The sequence below is a fragment of the Capnocytophaga sp. G1920 genome, assembly GCF_051417515.1.
Window position 1 is genome coordinate 13,956 of sequence record NZ_JBPRKH010000018.1, and the last position, 18,596, is coordinate 32,551.

Sequence of the window (18,596 nt, forward strand, 5' to 3'; positions counted from 1 at the left end):
TAGTTTTTGATATTCTTCTGTTCTTTCTAATTTACTAATTTGTTAATTTGTTAACTTTTTCATTATTCTTAAGAGTCTTAGATATCACATTATAAGGACCGGTGATAATAATCTCGTCTTTGGCTACACCTGAAAGGATTTCGATATTCACATTGTCTTGAATGCCGGTATTTACCGCACGGAGTTCGGCTTTACCGTCTTTGAGTACAAACACCGCTTCCTGCTTTTTGTCGGCTTCTTCCTTAGGGGTTTTAGGGTCGATTTCAGATTTCTTTTTTACAATAATGGCACTGATAGGTACTGCAACTGCGTCTTTTTTGGTTTGGGTGATAATATCTACCGTTGCGGTCATACCTGGACGGAAGGGCGAATAGCCAACCGGTTTGTTTTCTGAGAGGTCTTTATACGATGCTTCTTCGATGTGTATCTTGACTTTGAAGTTCGTTACTTGGTCTGCGCTAGTGGTGGTATTGGCGGTATTGGCGATATTGGTAACGGTACCTTTGAACACGCGTTTTAGGTAAGCATCTACTTCGACATTCACCGAGTCGCCTACACTTATTTTTACGATATCGTTCTCATTTACATCTACTTCCACTTCCATATTATGAAGATTTGCCACACGCATAATCTCGGTACCCGTCATTTGCATCGTACCTACCACGCGCTCGCCCAACTCTACGCTGAGCTTAGAAATGGTGCCATCGGTAGGTGAATAAATAATTGTTTTTTTGAGGTTGTCTTGGGCTTCGGAAACACTTGCCATTGCACTCTGTACATTAAAACGAGCTGACTCTCGAGAGGCTTTGGCTACCTCGTAGGCTGAAACAGCTTTATCCCAATCGGATTTTGAGATTACACCCTTATCGAACAACACTTTGTTGCGCTTATAGCTCTCTTCGGCTTCTTTGAGGGTAGCGCTGGACTGTTGTAAGCTGGCGCGTACGGTTTCTAAACTTGCAGCACTACGCTTTACTACCGATTGGTAAATATCGGGGTTGATGCGCACCAAAAGGTCGCCTTTTTTTACCATTTGCCCTTCTTTTACAGGGAGTTCTATAATTTCGCCTGATACTTCCGACGATATCTTGATTTCTAATTCGGGTTGTATTTTTCCTGTAGCCGACACTTTTTGGATGATTGTTGTAGGAATTACTTTTTGAGTTTCGACGTTTATGGCAGAATTTTCTTCGCCAAACCAACCTGCTTTTTTACCAATAATCAAAATGATAATTAGCAATATAACGGCTAAAATAATGAGAACGGTTTTTCTTTTCATAATAGTGAAGTTGTTTTCAGGTGCAAAAGTATAAAACAATTAGTAAATTAGCAAATTTGAAAATGAGAAAATGAGAGAATGAGAAAATGAGAGAATTAACAGATTAGAAAATGGGGTAAATGCCAATAATGCCAATAATACCAGAAAAACCAGAAATGCCAATAATACCACCAAGGGGAATAGACGGGTCGAACTTTTCGGACGGGTCGGACAGATCAGAGGAGGGGTTGTAGTATTCGGAAAGAAACGGAGAAATTCAAAAGAAGGTTAAGAGGAGTTTTGGTGAAAAAAGGGTGTAAGGAGGGTGGGGTTAGCTTATAGAGAGCTTATAGGAAGCTTATACGAATCTTGGACGATTGGTATAGAAAGGATATATAAGTAGTTGATTCATACTGTGATACAACAAGGCTAAAAATGTTAAAATCGGGGTTTCGAGGCGAAAGAAAGAGAATCCTCACCCCGTTCACATACTCTCCTATTCGGAGACTTCTCCCAAGGAGAGGGGGAGTGTAGTGACCGAAAGGGGAAGAGAATTAGCAAATTAGAAAATGAGAAAATGGGGTGGTGTTGGGGTCTTAGGCCATAGGCACTAGGAGGGAAGTGTGACAGAAAAGAGAATTGTTATATATCAAACAGACATCTATTTATCTGTCGCCTACAACAAAGTGTTCCCACACAATGGATTTCTTTTGGTAATAATCAGTGATAAGCTGAGAAGGACGCTTCTTTTTAAAGAAGTGAAATCTTTTATAGAAATGGAGATGTGCCTTCACAATCGCCCACAAAAAGCAGGGTTTGCCCTGCAAAAGGAAACGCACTCCTGCAATACCGTCCAACACCATACGGAGAAAGAGCGTAGTGTAAAGGCTTTTGGAAGGGAGGTTTTTCAGTAACATAAAAAGACTGTTACGGAAGTTGAGGTAGGTTTTCTTAGGGTTGGTAGCTGTGAGTGTTGCCCCTCCCACGTGATAAACGGTACTCTCGGCGCAATACACTACCTGCTTGCCGAGGTGATGTACCCGCCAACACAAGTCGACTTCTTCTTGATGTGCGAAGAAATCTTCGTCGAAGCCACCTAATAGGTGAAATATTTCTGCGCGAATAAAAAAACACGCCCCCGATGCCCAGAAGATAGGGGAGGGGGAAGGGGTGTTGTACTGACCTTTATCTTCTTCTACGCGCTCAAATACTCTCCCTCTGCAATACGGGAACCCGTACTTGTCGATAAAGCCCCCAGCTGCTCCTGCGTACTCGAAATAAGAGGGGCGTTTTTCATCTTTTATCTTGGGTTGTACTACGGCAATGCGTTCGTCTTCAAAAGTGCGTAAGATGGGAGTGAGCCAGCCTTCGGTTACTCGTACATCGGAGTTGAGCAGACAGTAGATATCAGCTTCAATGTGTTGTAAAGCGCGGTTGTAGCCCCCTGCATACCCACTATTAGTAGGGTTTTCTAGGATAGTTACTTCGGGGAAGTGTGAGCGTAGAAAAGCGACGGAATCGTCGGTAGAAGCATTGTCAATCACATAGATTTGCCCTTCGGAAGTATATTGTACTACCGAGGGGAGGAATTGTTGCAACAGTGTTTTGCCGTTCCAGTTAAGTATTACGATGGCGAGAGTCATAGTGTGAGGTCATTATAATGAGGAAGGTCTGCTAAGAATATATATTTGTATTGGTTATAGTCTGTTTGGCAATAATAATGAGTAATGCCGTTAGTGACCATTAGGTATTGGGCGTTGAGGCTGAGGTTATAGCGTGCAATCTGGTCGAATGTTTGTTGGGTGATAGTCACGCTAGGCGCTTTGCATTCCACTACCAAGAGCACTACTCCTTTTTTGGAATAGACTACCACGTCGTAACGCTTAGTGAGTCCGTTTACAGAGAGCTTTTTCTCGACATTGATGAGCGATTTTGGATAACCTTTTTCTTCTATGAGGAAATGTACTACGTGTTGGCGCACCCATTCTTCGGGTTGTAGTACCACGTACTTGCGACGAATGAGGTCGAATATCCACAGCTTATCATCAGCTTTTTTCAAGCGAAAAGAGTAGTTTTTGAAATTTAGAGCTTCCATACTGCAAAAGTAGAATATTTTTTGTATTTTTGCACTATGAATGAAGTAAAAACTATTGTAGCTAACATAAAAAAAGGAATTATAGCCCCTATCTACTTCCTGATGGGGGAAGAACCTTATTTCATAGATATCGTCTCTGATTACATTGAAGACCACGTATTACAAGAAGACCAAAAGGGATTTGACCAGATAGTACTCTATGGTCAGGACGTGAGTGTGCCTGCTATTATCGACTATGCACGTCGGTTCCCGATGATGAGCGAGCACCAAGTGATTATCGTAAAAGAGGCGCAAAACCTCAAAAGCACTATCGACCAACTCGTGCCTTATGTAGAGAACCCTACGCCTACGACCGTATTGGTGTTCTGTTACAAATACGAGAAGTTGGACGCTCGCAAAAAATTGCTGAAAACCCTGCAAAAGAATAAGGATTGTGTGCTCTTGGAAAGTAAAAAACTCTACGAAAATCAGATAGCTACGTGGCTACCTGATGTGTTGAAGAAGAAACATCTCAGTATTCAGCCTAAAGCGATACAGATGTTAGTAGATTTCTTGGGTACCGACCTGAGTAGGATACAAAACGAGGTAAACAAATTGGCGCTCATCGTCCCCGAAAATACAGAAGTAACGCCTGATATTATAGAGAAAAATATAGGGATTAGCAAGGAGTTTAATAATTATGAACTCAAGAGTGCTATTGCTGTAAACGACAGCTATAAGGTAACGCGTATTTTGAAACACTTCGCCGATAATCCTAAGGATAATCCTTTGGTGATGACACTTACGGTGCTTTACGGTTATTTCCAACAGCTCTTAGGCTTTCACGGTCTTACCGACCAAAGTGATAAGAATGTAATGGCGACCCTAAAAGTACCTATCTTTGGCATCAAAGACCTTCGTTCAGGCTCTCAACATTACCCAATGAAGCGTGTAAGTGCCATCATAGCTACCTTGCGCGAAATAGACCTAAAAAGCAAAGGATTAGGCGCTACTAATAACCTCACAGAAGCTGACCTCCGCAAAGAACTTATTATAATGCTTAGTACTCAATGATAAATCGTTACTGTGGCGTACACCAGTAATTTGTACATATAAAAAAGGCTGTCGAACAAATTTATCTGTTCAACAGCCTTTTTATTCTATGTCACACTGTGACTGCCTGCCACGCTATAGTCTACCAACGGATGATAGCACTTGCCCAAGTAAAGCCACTACCAAAGGCAGCAAGTACTACGAGATCTCCGTCCTTGATTTTGTCTTGTTGAACTGCTTCGGTAAGGGCGATAGGTATAGAAGCTGCGGTAGTGTTACCATACTTCATTATATTGTTGAATATTTGTTCATCGGTGAGTTTGAATTGGTGTTGTACAAACTGTGAGATACGCAAATTAGCTTGGTGAGGAATCAACATATTAATATCTTTGTGAGAAAGACCATTGCTTTTCAATCCCTCTTCTATCACTTCCGCAAAGCGAACCACAGCATTTTTAAATACAAACTGACCGTTCATATTAGGATAATAACTCACATCATCAGGGTCGTTTTCTGCCAATAATTCGGTTACCCATTTGGTACCTACCCCTGGGGTAATCATTGCTAATTGTTCGGCGTATTCACCTTGGCTATGCAAGTGAGTGGAGAGAATACCGCGCTCGGGGTCATCGGAGCGAGAAACGATAGCAGCACCTGCACCATCTCCAAAGAGCACTGCCATATTGCGACCACGAGTGGTCATATCCAGCGCGGGCGATTGGGTTTCAGCACCTATCACAAGGATATTTTTGTACATACCCGTTTTGATATACTGGTCGGCTACTGAAAGGGCATAGATAAAGCCCGAACATTGGTTGCGGATATCGAGAGCTCCCACAGTAGGCAACCCCAATTCTTTTTGTACCAATACCCCACAACCAGGGAAATAGAAGTCGGGACTGAGGGTTGCAAACACAATAAAGTCGATTTCTTCTTTATTGATATTAGCGGCTTCAATAGCTTTCAAACTTGCTTTTACACCCATTGAGGTAGTAGTGTCACTACCTCTTAGTGCGTGATGACGCTGCTGGATACCAGTGCGCTCTTGAATCCATTCATCGCTGGTATCCATTAGTTTGGATAGGTCGTCGTTAGTAACTACGTTTTCAGGGACGTAAAATCCTAATCCCTTAATTCTTGAACGATATAACATATTTTTAGTTTTTAGTTGTCTAAATATATACTTCCAATAAATCCATTCCTTTGGTTTTTACCTCCAATTTGTGACAAGAAGCAGGGAAAAGCACTGTTTCCCCTTGCTTGATAGGTAATTCGGTAGTACCATCACCTATTATACCTTCGCCTTTTACGCACATATAGATATGGAAAGAATCGTCTTGTGAAAGTTGTTTTTCATAGCCTGCGGTAAGCGGTAGCAAGTTGGTAATAAAATAAGGACAATTCACCACTTTGTTTACCGTGTTAGTGTCTTTGGTATAAGCCACTTTAAAGTCGTCTTTTTTCTCGTAGTCGATTGCATCGAGAGCGAGTTCAGTGTGGAGTTCACGCAGGTTACCATTTTTATCGCGACGGTTGAAGTCGTACACACGGTAGGTGATGTCGCTGGTTTGTTGTATTTCAGCAATGATAATTCCCTTACCTATGGCGTGTACTTTGCCCGTATTGATGAAGAAAGTATCGCCATCTTTTACTTTTTCGTAGTTGAGAATATCGGTGAGTGTACCACTATTGAGGTGCTGTTGATACTCTTCTTTGGTTACTGTTTTGTTGAAGCCTACAATCAGTTCAGCTCCTGCATCGGCGTGAAGCACATACCACATTTCGGTTTTACCAAAAGAGTTGTGGCGTTCTTTTGCTAATTTATCATTAGGGTGCACTTGTATAGAGAGGTCTTCGCGTGCATCTATAAACTTAATAAGGATAGGGAAATCGTGACCAAAACGCTCGTGCACGTGTTTGCCAAGCAGTTCACTAGGGTATAAATCGATGAGTTCTTGCAGACTTTTACCTTCAAGAGCTCCGTTGGCTACTACTGAGATATCGCCAGGTACGCCTGATACTTCCCAGCTTTCGCCTGTAATATCACTTTCAATAGGTTTGTTGAATAATGTTTTTAGTTTAGTCCCTCCCCAAAGGCGTTCTTTGAGGATAGGTTTAAATTTTATTGGATACATTTTTATTAAGGTTGTTAGTTAAAGTGCAAAGATACGAATAATTTGCCAATTAGCAAATTAGTTAATTGGTAAAATTATTAATTATTTGTGTTTCATCATTATTCATTAACCATTAATCATTATGTCTGTACACTTCCTCAAACGGCAATCTAAACCTTTCGCCCCAGATACCGCGCTGTTCACGAAGTCCACAAGTAATCACCATATTCACTTCTGCTCCGCAAGATAAGTGTAACAACTTCTTAATGCGTCTGCTATCGTAACCCTCTAACGGACACGTATCGTAACCCTCCTCTGCCATTGCCAGCATAAAGGTCTGCGCTACGAGTCCACAGCTTTTGTGTACACTTACGCGAATATCGCCTTCCGAGAGCTGTTGCATCATAGGGCGAAACCAACTGGTAACCACCCCAAACGCTTTGCGGAAGAGCCCTAGTAGCCCAAAAAATCTACTATACACAAAAGGCATCAGCTTACTGTAATACGCCTCTTTATCCTTAATACGCTTGGCTTGCCTTTCGGGCGGACTGTTCCGCTGTACATTGCCACGCTCAAACTCCAAGATAGCACGAGCGTGAGCGCGGTGTTTGTCCTGACGAGTAACGAATTCCACCATTTGTTGTGCCGTCGTAGCCGTACGCTGGTCGAGGCAGGCGTGTGCTAATTTCTCTAACAAAGCCTTATCGGTGATGTGGTAGAGCTCGTACAACTGCATATTAGAGCTGGTAGGTGCCAGTGTGGCGAGTTTAAGACATTCGCGCACCTTCTCCTCACTTATGGGCGTAGGCGCATAATAACGCACCGCTCTCCTAAAGTTCAATATATCTTTTAACATAGTTCGTTAGTTTTCAGTCATCGTAAGGGCGAAAGGCAATTCGCTCACATATAATTAGTTCGCCAAAGACAAACCCTTCTGAATCGTTCACCCTGCCCGGTTTGACTCTATTACTAAAATACAAAAGTACAACTTTTCCTCAATATAAACAATAGTAATATTTCTTTCATATCATTTCACATACATACTATCTATTACTGTCTTTGCCTTTTCTCTTTTACCTCCTTTTCCCAACTCCTCCGATTTTCTCCGAAAGTACGCGACTAAACGCCTCCCCATTTTACAAGGCACAGCCTTGATTTTGTTTAAATTTTGTTTAATTTCTGAGGCACAGCCTCATTCCTCTAACTCAGGTTTCCACCTTTTACCTAACAAAAAAGAGACCACCTTTTTGGTAGTCTCTCTTTGTCTATTAAGTAAAATAATAACCTATGAAAACATTTCTTTTACTTTCTCAAAAAACGATTTCTCGTTCTTGTCGGGTTTAGGAGCGAAGTTCTCGTCTTCTTGCATTTCCTTAAAGAAGGCTTTTTGCTTGTCGGTGAGCTTTTTAGGCGTCCATACATTCACGTGAATGATAAGGTCACCGGCACCCCGTCCTTGCAAGTTAGGTACACCTTTACCACGCAAGCGCAATATCTTCCCTGACTGTATTCCCTCGTCTAGTTTAATGCGCACCTTTCCTGTAACCGTTTCAATCTCTTTAGAAGCACCTAAAACCGCTTCAGGAAAACTAATATAAAGGTCGTAATGCAAGTTGTCGCCTTCGCGTTTTAAGGTTTCGTGTTCTTGTTCTTCGATGAGCACAAGCAAATCACCCGCTACACCATTCTTCGTAGGCGCTTCATTACCCTTGTTGTTTATCTTTAACTGAATACCATCTATCACTCCTGCAGGAATTGTGATAGGAATAGTCTCCTCTATGGTTTTTAATCCTTGCGAATCGCTATCAGCACCACGTTTGTCAATCACTTCGCCCGAGCCTCCACAAGCAGTACAAGTAGTAGCCGTTTGCATTACGCCTAGCATCGTATTCATTTGGCGTACTACTTGCCCACGTCCGTGACAAGTAGGACAAGTTTTATAAGTAGTATCTTCAGCTTTTACTTTACGGCGTACTTTTACTTTCTTCTCAGTGCCTTTTACAATATCTTCAAGCGTAACTTTCACCCGTATACGCAAGTTTTCTCCTTTTACGTACACTTGTTGCTGACCGCTTCCTCCTCCGAAACCACTAAAACCACTAAAGCCCGAGAAATGCCCACCAAAAATATCTCCAAACTGACTGAATATATCGTCCATCGAGAAGCCTCCGCCTCCCATACCTCCTTCAAAGGCAGCGTGACCAAAGCGGTCGTACTGGGCGCGTTTATTATCATCGCTGAGCACTTCATAGGCTTCGGCAGCCAATTTAAAGTTCTCTTCAGCTTGTTTGTCACCAGGGTTCTTGTCTGGGTGATATTTCAAGGCTTGCTTCCGATACGCTTTTTTTATTTCAGCAGCGGTAGCCGTTCTCTGTACTTCTAATATTTCGTAGTAATCTTTCTTCATTCCTTCCTCCTTATTGTGCTACCACTACTTTAGGGAAACGTATTACTTTATCGCCTAATTTGTAGCCTGTTTGCACAACATCTACAATTTTACCTTTGTCTTCAGGAGTAGGGGCAGGAATTTGGGTAACTGCATCGTGATGTTCACTGTCAAAAGTGTCGTTAGGGGCAACTTCTATTTTCTCTAATCCTTTTGATTTGAGAGTGTTTATTAGTTTATTATAGATGAGTTCCACCCCTTTAAGAGTATGTTCATCACCCGATTTAGCCAATTCTACCAAAGCACGGTCAAAATCGTCTATTATAGGTAACAAGGCTGACAAAATGTCTTGTCCAGCAGTTTTAAAGAGCTCTGCACGTTCCTTCGCAGTGCGCTTCTTATAGTTTTCGAACTCAGCAAACAAACGCAAAAACTTGTCCTTCTCTTTCGCAAGAAGGTCTTCTGAAGTTTCTTTAACGGGCTCTTCGGGCTCTTCAACAGAAGTAGGTTCTTCAACTTCTTCCGAAGGAGTGTTATCAGTTGCCTCTTGTTCAAGTTCTAAGTCATCGTTTTTAATATCTTCGGTAATCATAATGATTCATTTTTAGTTTATTTCGTTAGTAGGTAGCAAATAATTTGCCAAAGACTAAAAAGGTGACAATTTGACAGAAGCCTCCCAATGCCCCTCTCCTCATTCCCCCTTTGAAGCTAGCCAGCGATAGCTGGGTATGTGCCCCGCGACAGCTGGGTATGTGTAAAGGGGAATGTTACCTCCCTAGTGCCTATGGCCTAAGGCCTATTGCCTATTCCTTTTCTTTCGCCTCGAAACCTCTTTTTTAACATTTTTAGCGTTGTTGTATGATATTATGAATCAACTTTTTATATACCCTTCCTATACCAATCGTCCAAGATTCGTATAAGCTTCCTATAAGCTCTCTATAAGCTAACCCCACCCATCTTACAGCCTTTTTTCACCAAAATCTCTCCCTATCCTCTTCCGAAATCCTCCGTTTCCTTCCGAATCCTCCAATCTCTCCCAACACATCGCTTTTTCATCTCAAACTTTGCCAAAGTTTTTGCCTGTGCGGCTCGCACCTTTGCCAAAGTTCATTATTTCTGGTATTATTGGCATTTACCCTATTTTCTCATTCTCTCATTTTCTCATTTGCTAATTATCCAATTTTCTTACCTGGCTCACCACTATCGCTCCCGCCATTGCCACATTTAAACTTTCCGTCTGTTGCAGTTTGCCAAAACGCGGAATGGTGATAATGCCATCAGCCAAGGCGCGTACTTCGGGGCTAATACCGTTAGCTTCGTTGCCTAAGATTAGCACACAATCTTCGGGAAATTCGGTAGTGTAGAGGTTCTCACCGTCCAAATCCATTGCGTATAAAGGTAGCGCACAAGTTGCCAAGAAGCCTGCTAAATCCACGTAATGCACAGCAACCCTTGTGAGAGAACCCATAGAGGCTTGTACAACTTTCGGGTTGTAGCAATCCACCGTTTGGCTATTGCAGATAAGCGTTTCGATACCAAACCAATCGCAGAGGCGGATAAGCGTACCCAAATTACCAGGGTCTTGCACGTTGTCTAAGGCGAGGATTACACCCTCTTGCAAGATGCCCTTATGTTGGCGTTGGTGGAAAATCGCCAAGCCCTCATCGGGATTTTTAAGGCTACTCACCTTCCGCAGTTCCTCTTTGCTCACTAAGGTAATAGGGTGATTGTTCAGCGCTGTGGCGAACACTTCGATAGCGATAAGTAACTCTAAACGGTAACCCGCTTGCAGAAATTCCACAATGCTCTTTTTCCCCTCTACTATAAAGAGATTCAGCTCATTGCGGTATTTCTTCTGTTGTAATTTCTGAATTAATTTTACTTGATTTTTGCTAAGCATAAAATAATTGTGTATTTTTGAGCCCTAAAAACAAAAACTTGTGAGAAAATCTCTTTCCCAACTAAGCGTTATCAGTCTGTTATTCGTGTTAGCCATTGCTCTCTTTTCGTGCGATGCTACCAAGCGTGTCCCTAACGACCGCCATTTGCTCCGTGAAAACCTCGTATATGTGAATGGCACTAAGACCGACGATGCAAAGATAAACAATTTTGTATTACAAAAGCCCAATTCGTATGTTTTAGGAATGCCTATCAGTCTATATATCTACAATTTAGGAAACCCTAATGCCGAAAAGGATTTTGTCCAATGGCTCGATACACACCCTCGTTGGCATAGGTTTTTAGATGGTTTTCTCTCTAAAAAACAAGTAGGTCGCTTACAGAAGTCGTTTTTCGTTTCAGGCATCGATCACCAGTTGCAGAAGATAGGCGAAGCTCCATCGGTATTAGATACAGCACGCGTACACAAATCCACCAAGCAGTTGGGAGCTTATTTCAGAAGTATAGGTTATTTCAATAACAAAGTAACTGATAGCATCTTCATTCTCCCTAATGAAGAAAAACAACAAGCCAAAGTGGGCTATTATATCACTACCGGCGAGCGCTATTATATCGATAGCTTAAAGACGCATATCACTTCTCCTGAAATAGATTCAGTTTACCAGCAGAACAAGGCAAAAACGTTTTTAAAATCAGGAGCCCCTTACCAGCTTACCGATTTTAGCAATGAACGTTCACGCCTCTACGAGCTCTTTCGCAACAACGGTTTTTATACCTTTCAGCAAAGCTCCATCAACTTCCAAATCGAGCGCGATACGGTTACAGCTCAAAAAGACAACAAACTGCAAGTAACTACTGATATAGGCGACCTTATAGAACGCGATGGCGATGTGATTACCGCCAAGAAGTATAAGATGCACTACATCAATAAAGTACGTCTGTATACTGATTACGACAAAAAGGTAGATAAGAGCTCTTTAGATTCTTTGGAGTACCGCAATATGATTATTTATTACAAGGACAAGTTGCGTTATCGTCCACGGGTGTTGTATCACGCTACAAGCCTCAAAAAAGGACAAATCTACTCCGATTTAGAGCGCGGAAATACCTACCGACAGTTCAACAACCTGCGCGTGTTCCGTTACCCAAATATGGACTTCAAATACGCTACCAAAGACACCTTGCAAAACAAACTCGATGCCAATATCTACCTTTCGTCCTTAGATAAGTTTTCATTGCGACTTACCAATGAGGTAAAGCGTTCTGAGATTGAGGCGATAGGTTTTGGGGTAGGAACTTCGTTTGCAGCACGCAATGTCTTTCGTGGAGCAGAAACCTTAGAACTGAACTTGCAAGGTACTTTTGCCTCGCAACCTACGCTTAAAGATACACGCTTTTTCAATACCTCAGAAGTCAGTGGTGATATACGTTTCATCTTTCCTTCTATCGTTTTCCCGCTGAATACGCGCAAGCTCATTCCCTATTATATGACCCCACAAACTATCTTGCAAACGGGTATGAGCTACCAAACAAATATAGGGCTCGACAAGCGTACCACTTCGGGTTTGTTGCGCTATGTATGGAATCCGCGTAAGCAGAAGAACAAAGTCATTTTCGATTTGATAAACGTACAATACGTAAACAATATCAACCCAGGTAATTTCTTCAATATTTACCAAAGTACTTATGAAAGGCTGAACGATATTGCTAAAAAATACAGTTTAGGTAGCCGATATGTAGACGACAAAGGTAATCTTACCCCTACTGAGGGGACTTTTAACTTTATAAATGATGTATTCGAAAGGAATTTGGTAGTTCAAGGCGAAGATATTTTGCCTATATATGCTATTTCTGAACGCTATCGTCGTATTACAAATAATGACTTTATTGTATCAAGTAGTTTTACTTATATCATCAATAGCAAATCACAGTTTTTTGAACGCGATTTCTCACAATTGCGTTTCAAGATAGAAGGAGCAGGGAGTTTGCTCAATGCTTTAACAGCTACTTATAAAGTGGTGAATACCGAAGGTAGTACTAAGAATAAGATTTTTGGGGTAGAATACGCTCAATATGCCAAAGCTGAGGTCGATTTTATCAAGCACTTCCCCATAGCCAAACAGAGTTCATTAGCATTCCGTTCCTTCTTAGGGATAGCTATCCCTTATGGTAACTCCGATAATATTCCGTTTTCACAAAGCTACTTTGCCGGAGGTACTACCGATAACCGTGGTTTTAAAGCCTATCGTTTAGGACCTGGTTCAAGTGGTTCGATTTTAGATTACAACGAAGCCAATATGAAGATTACGCTCAATCTCGAATATCGTTTCCCTATCTTAGGGGCACTCAAAGGCGCCCTCTTCACCGATGTGGGAAATATCTGGAACGTAGCCGATAATACTCGTTTTGAAGAATACAAGTTTAAAGACCTTTCTTCATTAAAAGATGTGGGGTTAAGTACCGGATTTGGGTTGCGTTACGACTTCAACTTCTTTGTAATTCGCCTTGATATGGGTATACCTACATATGACCCTGCCGAAGAAATGAGCAACCGCTGGATAAAGAAATTCAGAATAAAAGAAACCGTGTTCAACTTCGGTATCAATTATCCGTTTTAAGTGTAGTATGAGCTACAATAGGCTCTTTTTACCTTTTACCTTATTAAGAGAGTCCTGTGATAACTCCCTCGTCATCTATATCCATACCTTCGGCGGCAGGCACACTGGGGAGTCCCGGCATACGCACAGTATCGCCCAAGATTGGGATTACAAAGCCCGCCCCTGAGGCAAACTCAAACTCTCGCACGGTTACCTCAAAATCGGTAGGACGGGCGAGTTTCTTCTCGTCATCACTGAGCGATTTAGGCGTCTTCACTATACAAATAGGCATTTTATCAAAGCCTAATGTTTTGATTTGCTTCAACTGACTTACGGCTTTGCTGTTGTAATTCACTTTGCTCGCTCCGTAAATCTTAGTAGCTACTGCTGTTATTTTTTCTTCTATACTCGCTTCATTGCTGTATAGCGGACTAAAATGACTCTCACCACTTTGGGCTATAGCCACGACAGCGCGAGCAAGTTCTTCGGTACCTTTACCTCCTTCACTAAACCCTTTACTTACAATAGCTTGCACCCTTTTTTGAGCACATACTTCTTTTACATAGGCTATCTCTTCTTCACTATCGTTAGGGAAATAGTTAATCGCTACCACTGCTTTGAGACCAAAAAGTTGCACATTCTCGATGTGTTTTTCCAAATTGGCAATACCGAGTTTCACTTTTTGCAAGGAAGGAGTGTTGTACTCTTCTTTTTTAGCCCCTCCGTGGTGACGCAAGGCGCGGATAGTTGCTACAATCACCACTGCATCGGGAGCTAATCCAGCTGAAGTACATTTGATATTAAGGAATTTCTCAGCCCCAAGGTCAGCGCCAAAACCTGCTTCGGTAATCACGTAGTCACCCAACGATAGTCCCATTTTGGTAGCCAATACAGTGTTCGTACCTTGGGCAATGCTAGCAAACGGCCCTCCGTGTAGGAGCGCAGGGTTATTCTCCAAGGTTTGCACTAAGTTTGGTTTAATTGCTTCTTTGAGCAAAAGCGCCATTGCCCCTACTACCTTCAAGTCGCGGGCAAATACGGGGGTACCGTCAAACTTCTTGCCTACATAGATATTACCAATACGTTTTTTCAGGTCAGAAAAACTTTCGGCAAGACATAGTATCGCCATAATCTCAGAAGCAGGAGTGATGTTAAAACCGTCTTCGCGTGGTACGCCGTGAGTAGTGCCACCTAACCCTACCACTATATGGCGTAGCGCACGGTCGTTCATATCCATTACGCGCTTCCAAACTACGGTGCGTGGGTCAATGCCAATAGAGTGTGTTTTGCTTTGGATATTATTATCAATGACAGCCGCCAATAGGTTGTTAGCCTTCTCAATAGCCGAAAAGTCTCCTGTAAAGTGTAAGTTGATGTCCTCCATAGGTACTACTTGTGAGTATCCTCCACCAGCTGCCCCTCCTTTAATACCAAAAACAGGCCCTAACGACGGTTCACGCAATACGGCAATCGCTTTTTTGCCTATTTTGTTAAGTCCTTCTGTCAGACCAATACTCACCGTAGTTTTTCCCTCACCAGCAGGGGTAGGGGTAATAGCCGTAACAAGCACTAACTTACTGTTTTTCATCTTCTCAGCGTCGATGAGGTGCAACGGTAGTTTAGCCTTGTATTTTCCATAAGGATCGAGGTCATCCTCGCTGATGTTTAGTTTTTTAGCTACCTCTCTGATAGGGAGCATCTGTGCCTTTTGGGCGATTTCTAAGTCGGTCATAAACAATGAACAATTGAGAATAATTAATAATTTTGTGGAATAGAACTTATTTTATTGGCAATTCTTTGGTAAATTGTAAAAGATGTTGTACTTTTGTACCCGGAGATGAGTTAAAGTCATAGACTCGCTGGGCTAATAACCCAGAAGCGTTATCGGGCGTGTTGAGTAAGGATTTTAACTCATCTTCTATTATTTTTTCTTCTGACTTAACGCTATTATACATACTTTTTAGCCGTAATTTATTATTTTTACTACCAAATACTTCGATAATTACAACTGTATTATCTTCATTCTTTTTCAAAAACAAATAAGTTTCAGCTTGATGTTTTTCTATATACCCTAATGAAATAAGTTTATCAGGTTTATCCAAAACATCTACTATAAGAGCAATATCTGTATCTGTAAGAGGCTTCCCTTGTTGTGGTGCCTTTTCATTTTCACCATAATGTCTATCAAAAATATGTTTTAGTTCTGAAGGGTTAACAGATACATAAGCTATGTCATACCTAAACTGAATATCTGATATTGATTGTAACACCACCATAGCATCTGGTGTAAGTTCTGCAATAAGGTAATCTTTAGAAATTATCTTGTTTTGTTTTACACTATCAAATAAATACATTATAAAGTCTTTGACTTTATCTTTTAAAGATTTCATTTTTTTTGGTTTGTTTAATTTTGTGTGACAAAAGTACTGATTTTAGTTCAATTTTACAAACGCCACAACGGAAATATAAGTTATTTTCCTGTTAAAAAATCACTTTTATGGATTGTCCCCCCTCTCTCCTTGGGAGGAGCCAGCGAGGGCTCACAGTTGGGTATGTGAGAACGGGGGAGAGGCCTTTAAAAAGTAAACGCCACACAAGTAGGTTTATCTACACTGATATTAAGCGACGTATCGGTGAGCTTACCAGTTGCTTCGTCGCGCCGAAATACTTGTATTTTATTATCATCTCGGCAAGCTACTAAAAGGTACTTACCATTGGGGGTAATCGCAAAATTGCGGGGGTGAATACCTGTGAGTTGGTATCCTACTTTCGTTAAAGTACCCTTCTTAGGGTCGATAACAAAGATAGCAATGCCGTCTTTCTTTAATCTGTGAGAGGTATATAAAAAACGCCCATCCGGACTGATATGTATATCGGCACTGCCTCGTCCGCCACCTTCATCAGCCATTAAGCGTTGCACTTCTTTCAGTTGCCCCTTGTGATAGCCGAGCACTACGCACTTTCCACCCAATTCGCCTATCAAATAAGCAAAACGTCCATCTTTACTAAATGTAAGATGACGAGGCCCTTGTCCGTCGCTCACCTCATAAGCTACTCGCTGAGCGGTGAGCACCTCAGAGTTTTTGTGAGTTTTCTTGTTGTAACGAAAGCGATACACGCGGTCGTTGCCCAAATCAGTTGCTAATATATACTTTTTATCAGGGGTGGGAATAATGCAGTGGATATGTGCCACGCGCTTGGGTGTCTTTCCTACGAAAGCAATATGTTGTGTCTCTGCTTTTAATTTACCTTCTGCATCCAGCGGGAAAACACTGATGTCGCCCCCTGTATAATTAGCCGTAATTACATAGTTCTCGTCAGTAACAATATGACAAGGGTCGGCACCCGCCTGTTTCGGTTCTTCCTCAGAACTCTCCTTAGGGACGGTGGATTGAAAAACGGGATAACTTAAATGCGCTTTATCTTGACTCAAATCAAACGAATAAGCTCCTTGTCGCCCGTCGTTATATTCGCTTACTGCGTACAGATGTTTCCCATCGGGGGATAATGTCAAGAAAGAAGGATTGGCTGCGATAGCACTGCTCAGCAGTTCGAAAGTTCCATTCTCCTGATTAAAACGATAGGTATAAATACCTTTAGAATTGCCTCCTTCGGTATAAGTGCCTACAAACATCGTCAAGTTATTAGGTTTTTCGCCTTGTGCAAATATATGAAAGGCAAACATCGATAATACCAAAGAAAGAACAGTTTGTAATTTCAGCATAACTTTTTAACAATTAAAATTGAACAATTTTGCCCCAAAGATATGAATTAATTATCAATTATTCATTATTCATTTCAAAAAACCTTATTGTGTGTTCTATTTGCTTCTTGAGGGTAGTTACTTCCTCTTCTGCCATAAAAGAGAGATATTCCTTAAATAAAGCTGAATGATGCTCAAATTGTTTCTTTTTCCACAGTGAAGTAGCCAAAATGAGTTCAATAGCTAATATTTCTTCTATATTCTTCACTACTTGCTCGCATTTAATAGCCGAACTACCTCCCATTCCTTTAATGTCTATTGTTTTTTCAAATAAAATTGGACTCTCGATGCTTGCAGGAGTGGAAAGGCGACGGTTTTCGTTCAATATTCCTTCAATAATTCGTTGGAAAATAGGGTAATCTATTTCAGTTTCTATCTCTTTACCGATATTAGAAAGCAAGTAGAACACGCGTCGCTCGCTGATATTGCCCAAGCTGGTGAGGGTAATCGCCAAAAAGTCCATTGCTAATGAGAGAGGCAGAGTATGTGAATTACCTCCGAAGATAACTTCTTGAGTTTCGGGGAAGAGAATAGGGTTATCGGTAACTGAGTTCATCTCGGTTTTAATTACCTTACGAATAGCCGCAATCGACTCTCGGACGGCTCCGTGTATTTGAGGGATAGAGCAAAAGGCTTCGGGCATAGACGAGAAGGCTTGTGGGTGCTCAGAGAGCACACTGTCTTTCAGAAGCATACGAAGATGCTCGGCAGTTTCTACAAGTCCTTTGTGTGGACGTACCACTTGCATTGCTTCCGAGAATGCCGAGAGGTTGCCTCCAAATACTTGGGTGGAAACCGATGCTACAAAATCAGCCCACTGAATAAGTTTGAGCGATTTGCTGAGGTTGTAGATGCCATAAGCGGTGGTGAGCTGGGTTCCATTGAGCAGGGCATCGGCTTCGCGTCCTTCTGACAATAGAGGTTGCCAACCGTATTTGCCTTCTAACTCTTGAGCCGAATAGACTTTGTGCTGTATGCACACTTCGCCTTCACCAAACAGAGGCAAGGCAAGGTGTGCTAAGGCAATGCGTTCGTCGGGGATATCTTTGGAATAAACTACAGGGAAGACCCCGTGATTATAAAAGTCGATGAGACGTTGTACCAACGCTAATCGCACCCCACTATAGCCGTAGGAGAAGGATTGTATTTTTAGGAAAAGCATCAGCTTGACAATCTCGTTAGGAATGCGCTCTCCTATGCCACAAGCATAATGGCGCAAGAGTGACATAGAGTCTACCGAGAGCTTGTTCAGAGCTTTAGGGTCTTTTTGGAGATAATCACTGAGAAAACGGTGACAAGTTTCAATATTAATTACCGCTTCTTCTGAGAGTTTCAGTTGTGTATCGCCTTCTATAATAGCTGTTAGTTGTTCAAGCAGAAGGACTTCGTTTGAAATGTAGTGTTCCATACGATTTACTCGTTAGTTTTTTAGTCGTTAGAAAAGTGATGCAA

Annotated in this window: 15 protein-coding genes; 2 read left to right on the top strand and 13 right to left on the bottom strand. The window is 41.7% G+C overall.

Annotation, left to right across the window (positions count from 1 at the left end; translation table 11 throughout):
- Nucleotides 1-34: 34 nt before the first annotated feature.
- From ACSQ7D_RS10040 to ACSQ7D_RS10050, 3 genes are all read right to left on the bottom strand, one after another.
- Nucleotides 35-1,279 carry an efflux RND transporter periplasmic adaptor subunit gene (locus ACSQ7D_RS10040; RefSeq protein WP_437136161.1) on the bottom strand — a complete coding sequence of 415 codons (1,245 nt, stop codon included), beginning with the start codon at nucleotides 1,277-1,279 and terminating at the stop codon, nucleotides 35-37.
- 644 nt (nucleotides 1,280-1,923) lie between these two features.
- A complete protein-coding gene (locus tag ACSQ7D_RS10045; RefSeq protein ID WP_278591279.1) occupies nucleotides 1,924-2,901 on the bottom strand; it encodes a glycosyltransferase family 2 protein in 978 nt (325 codons plus the stop codon).
- On the bottom strand, nucleotides 2,898-3,353 hold the full coding sequence (locus ACSQ7D_RS10050) for a type I restriction enzyme HsdR N-terminal domain-containing protein (protein ID WP_002673741.1): 456 nt from the start codon (nucleotides 3,351-3,353) through the stop codon (nucleotides 2,898-2,900). The genes ACSQ7D_RS10045 and ACSQ7D_RS10050 overlap by 4 nt, the downstream gene beginning before the upstream one ends.
- A 36-nt stretch (nucleotides 3,354-3,389) precedes the next feature.
- On the opposite strand from ACSQ7D_RS10050, the gene holA reads away from it, so the two are divergent.
- Nucleotides 3,390-4,406: a DNA polymerase III subunit delta gene (gene holA, locus ACSQ7D_RS10055; protein ID WP_437136162.1), complete on the top strand. Its 1,017-nt coding sequence runs from the start codon at nucleotides 3,390-3,392 to the stop codon at nucleotides 4,404-4,406.
- A gap of 121 nt (nucleotides 4,407-4,527) precedes the next feature.
- On the opposite strand, the gene ACSQ7D_RS10060 is transcribed toward holA, so the two are convergent.
- The 6 genes from ACSQ7D_RS10060 to ACSQ7D_RS10085 all read right to left on the bottom strand — a co-directional run bounded on the left by ACSQ7D_RS10060 (nucleotide 4,528) and on the right by ACSQ7D_RS10085 (nucleotide 10,785).
- Complete coding sequence (locus ACSQ7D_RS10060) at nucleotides 4,528-5,538, bottom strand: 3-oxoacyl-ACP synthase III family protein (protein ID WP_437136163.1); 1,011 nt, start codon at nucleotides 5,536-5,538, stop codon at nucleotides 4,528-4,530.
- Nucleotides 5,539-5,557: 19 nt separating this feature from the next.
- Complete coding sequence (locus tag ACSQ7D_RS10065; protein ID WP_437136164.1) at nucleotides 5,558-6,520, bottom strand: type I phosphomannose isomerase catalytic subunit; 963 nt, start codon at nucleotides 6,518-6,520, stop codon at nucleotides 5,558-5,560.
- Nucleotides 6,521-6,632: 112 nt separating this feature from the next.
- The gene (locus ACSQ7D_RS10070; RefSeq protein WP_437136165.1) at nucleotides 6,633-7,355 is read right to left on the bottom strand and encodes a nitroreductase family protein; all 723 of its coding nucleotides are present in this window, start codon (nucleotides 7,353-7,355) and stop codon (nucleotides 6,633-6,635) included.
- 429 nt (nucleotides 7,356-7,784) lie between these two features.
- Nucleotides 7,785-8,906, bottom strand: coding sequence for a molecular chaperone DnaJ (dnaJ, locus tag ACSQ7D_RS10075; protein ID WP_002673730.1), 1,122 nt, complete (start codon nucleotides 8,904-8,906; stop codon nucleotides 7,785-7,787).
- A gap of 10 nt (nucleotides 8,907-8,916) precedes the next feature.
- Nucleotides 8,917-9,477 carry a nucleotide exchange factor GrpE gene (locus ACSQ7D_RS10080; protein WP_009422002.1) on the bottom strand — a complete coding sequence of 187 codons (561 nt, stop codon included), beginning with the start codon at nucleotides 9,475-9,477 and terminating at the stop codon, nucleotides 8,917-8,919.
- A gap of 576 nt (nucleotides 9,478-10,053) precedes the next feature.
- Nucleotides 10,054-10,785: a TrmH family RNA methyltransferase gene (locus ACSQ7D_RS10085; RefSeq protein WP_437136166.1), complete on the bottom strand. Its 732-nt coding sequence runs from the start codon at nucleotides 10,783-10,785 to the stop codon at nucleotides 10,054-10,056.
- A gap of 40 nt (nucleotides 10,786-10,825) precedes the next feature.
- On the opposite strand from ACSQ7D_RS10085, the gene ACSQ7D_RS10090 reads away from it, so the two are divergent.
- The gene (locus tag ACSQ7D_RS10090; RefSeq protein WP_437136167.1) at nucleotides 10,826-13,402 is read left to right on the top strand and encodes a BamA/TamA family outer membrane protein; all 2,577 of its coding nucleotides are present in this window, start codon (nucleotides 10,826-10,828) and stop codon (nucleotides 13,400-13,402) included.
- A 43-nt stretch (nucleotides 13,403-13,445) separates the two neighbouring features.
- Here the strand turns inward: ACSQ7D_RS10090 and ACSQ7D_RS10095 are convergent, their stop codons facing one another.
- From ACSQ7D_RS10095 to ACSQ7D_RS10110, 4 genes are all read right to left on the bottom strand, one after another.
- Nucleotides 13,446-15,113 carry a formate--tetrahydrofolate ligase gene (locus ACSQ7D_RS10095; protein WP_437136168.1) on the bottom strand — a complete coding sequence of 556 codons (1,668 nt, stop codon included), beginning with the start codon at nucleotides 15,111-15,113 and terminating at the stop codon, nucleotides 13,446-13,448.
- 46 nt (nucleotides 15,114-15,159) lie between these two features.
- Nucleotides 15,160-15,771 carry a hypothetical protein gene (locus tag ACSQ7D_RS10100; RefSeq protein ID WP_009418491.1) on the bottom strand — a complete coding sequence of 204 codons (612 nt, stop codon included), beginning with the start codon at nucleotides 15,769-15,771 and terminating at the stop codon, nucleotides 15,160-15,162.
- A 185-nt stretch (nucleotides 15,772-15,956) separates the two neighbouring features.
- A complete protein-coding gene (locus ACSQ7D_RS10105; RefSeq protein ID WP_437136169.1) occupies nucleotides 15,957-17,105 on the bottom strand; it encodes a lactonase family protein in 1,149 nt (382 codons plus the stop codon).
- 58 nt (nucleotides 17,106-17,163) lie between these two features.
- The gene (locus tag ACSQ7D_RS10110; protein ID WP_181831196.1) at nucleotides 17,164-18,552 is read right to left on the bottom strand and encodes an aromatic amino acid ammonia-lyase; all 1,389 of its coding nucleotides are present in this window, start codon (nucleotides 18,550-18,552) and stop codon (nucleotides 17,164-17,166) included.
- Nucleotides 18,553-18,596 lie beyond the last annotated feature (44 nt).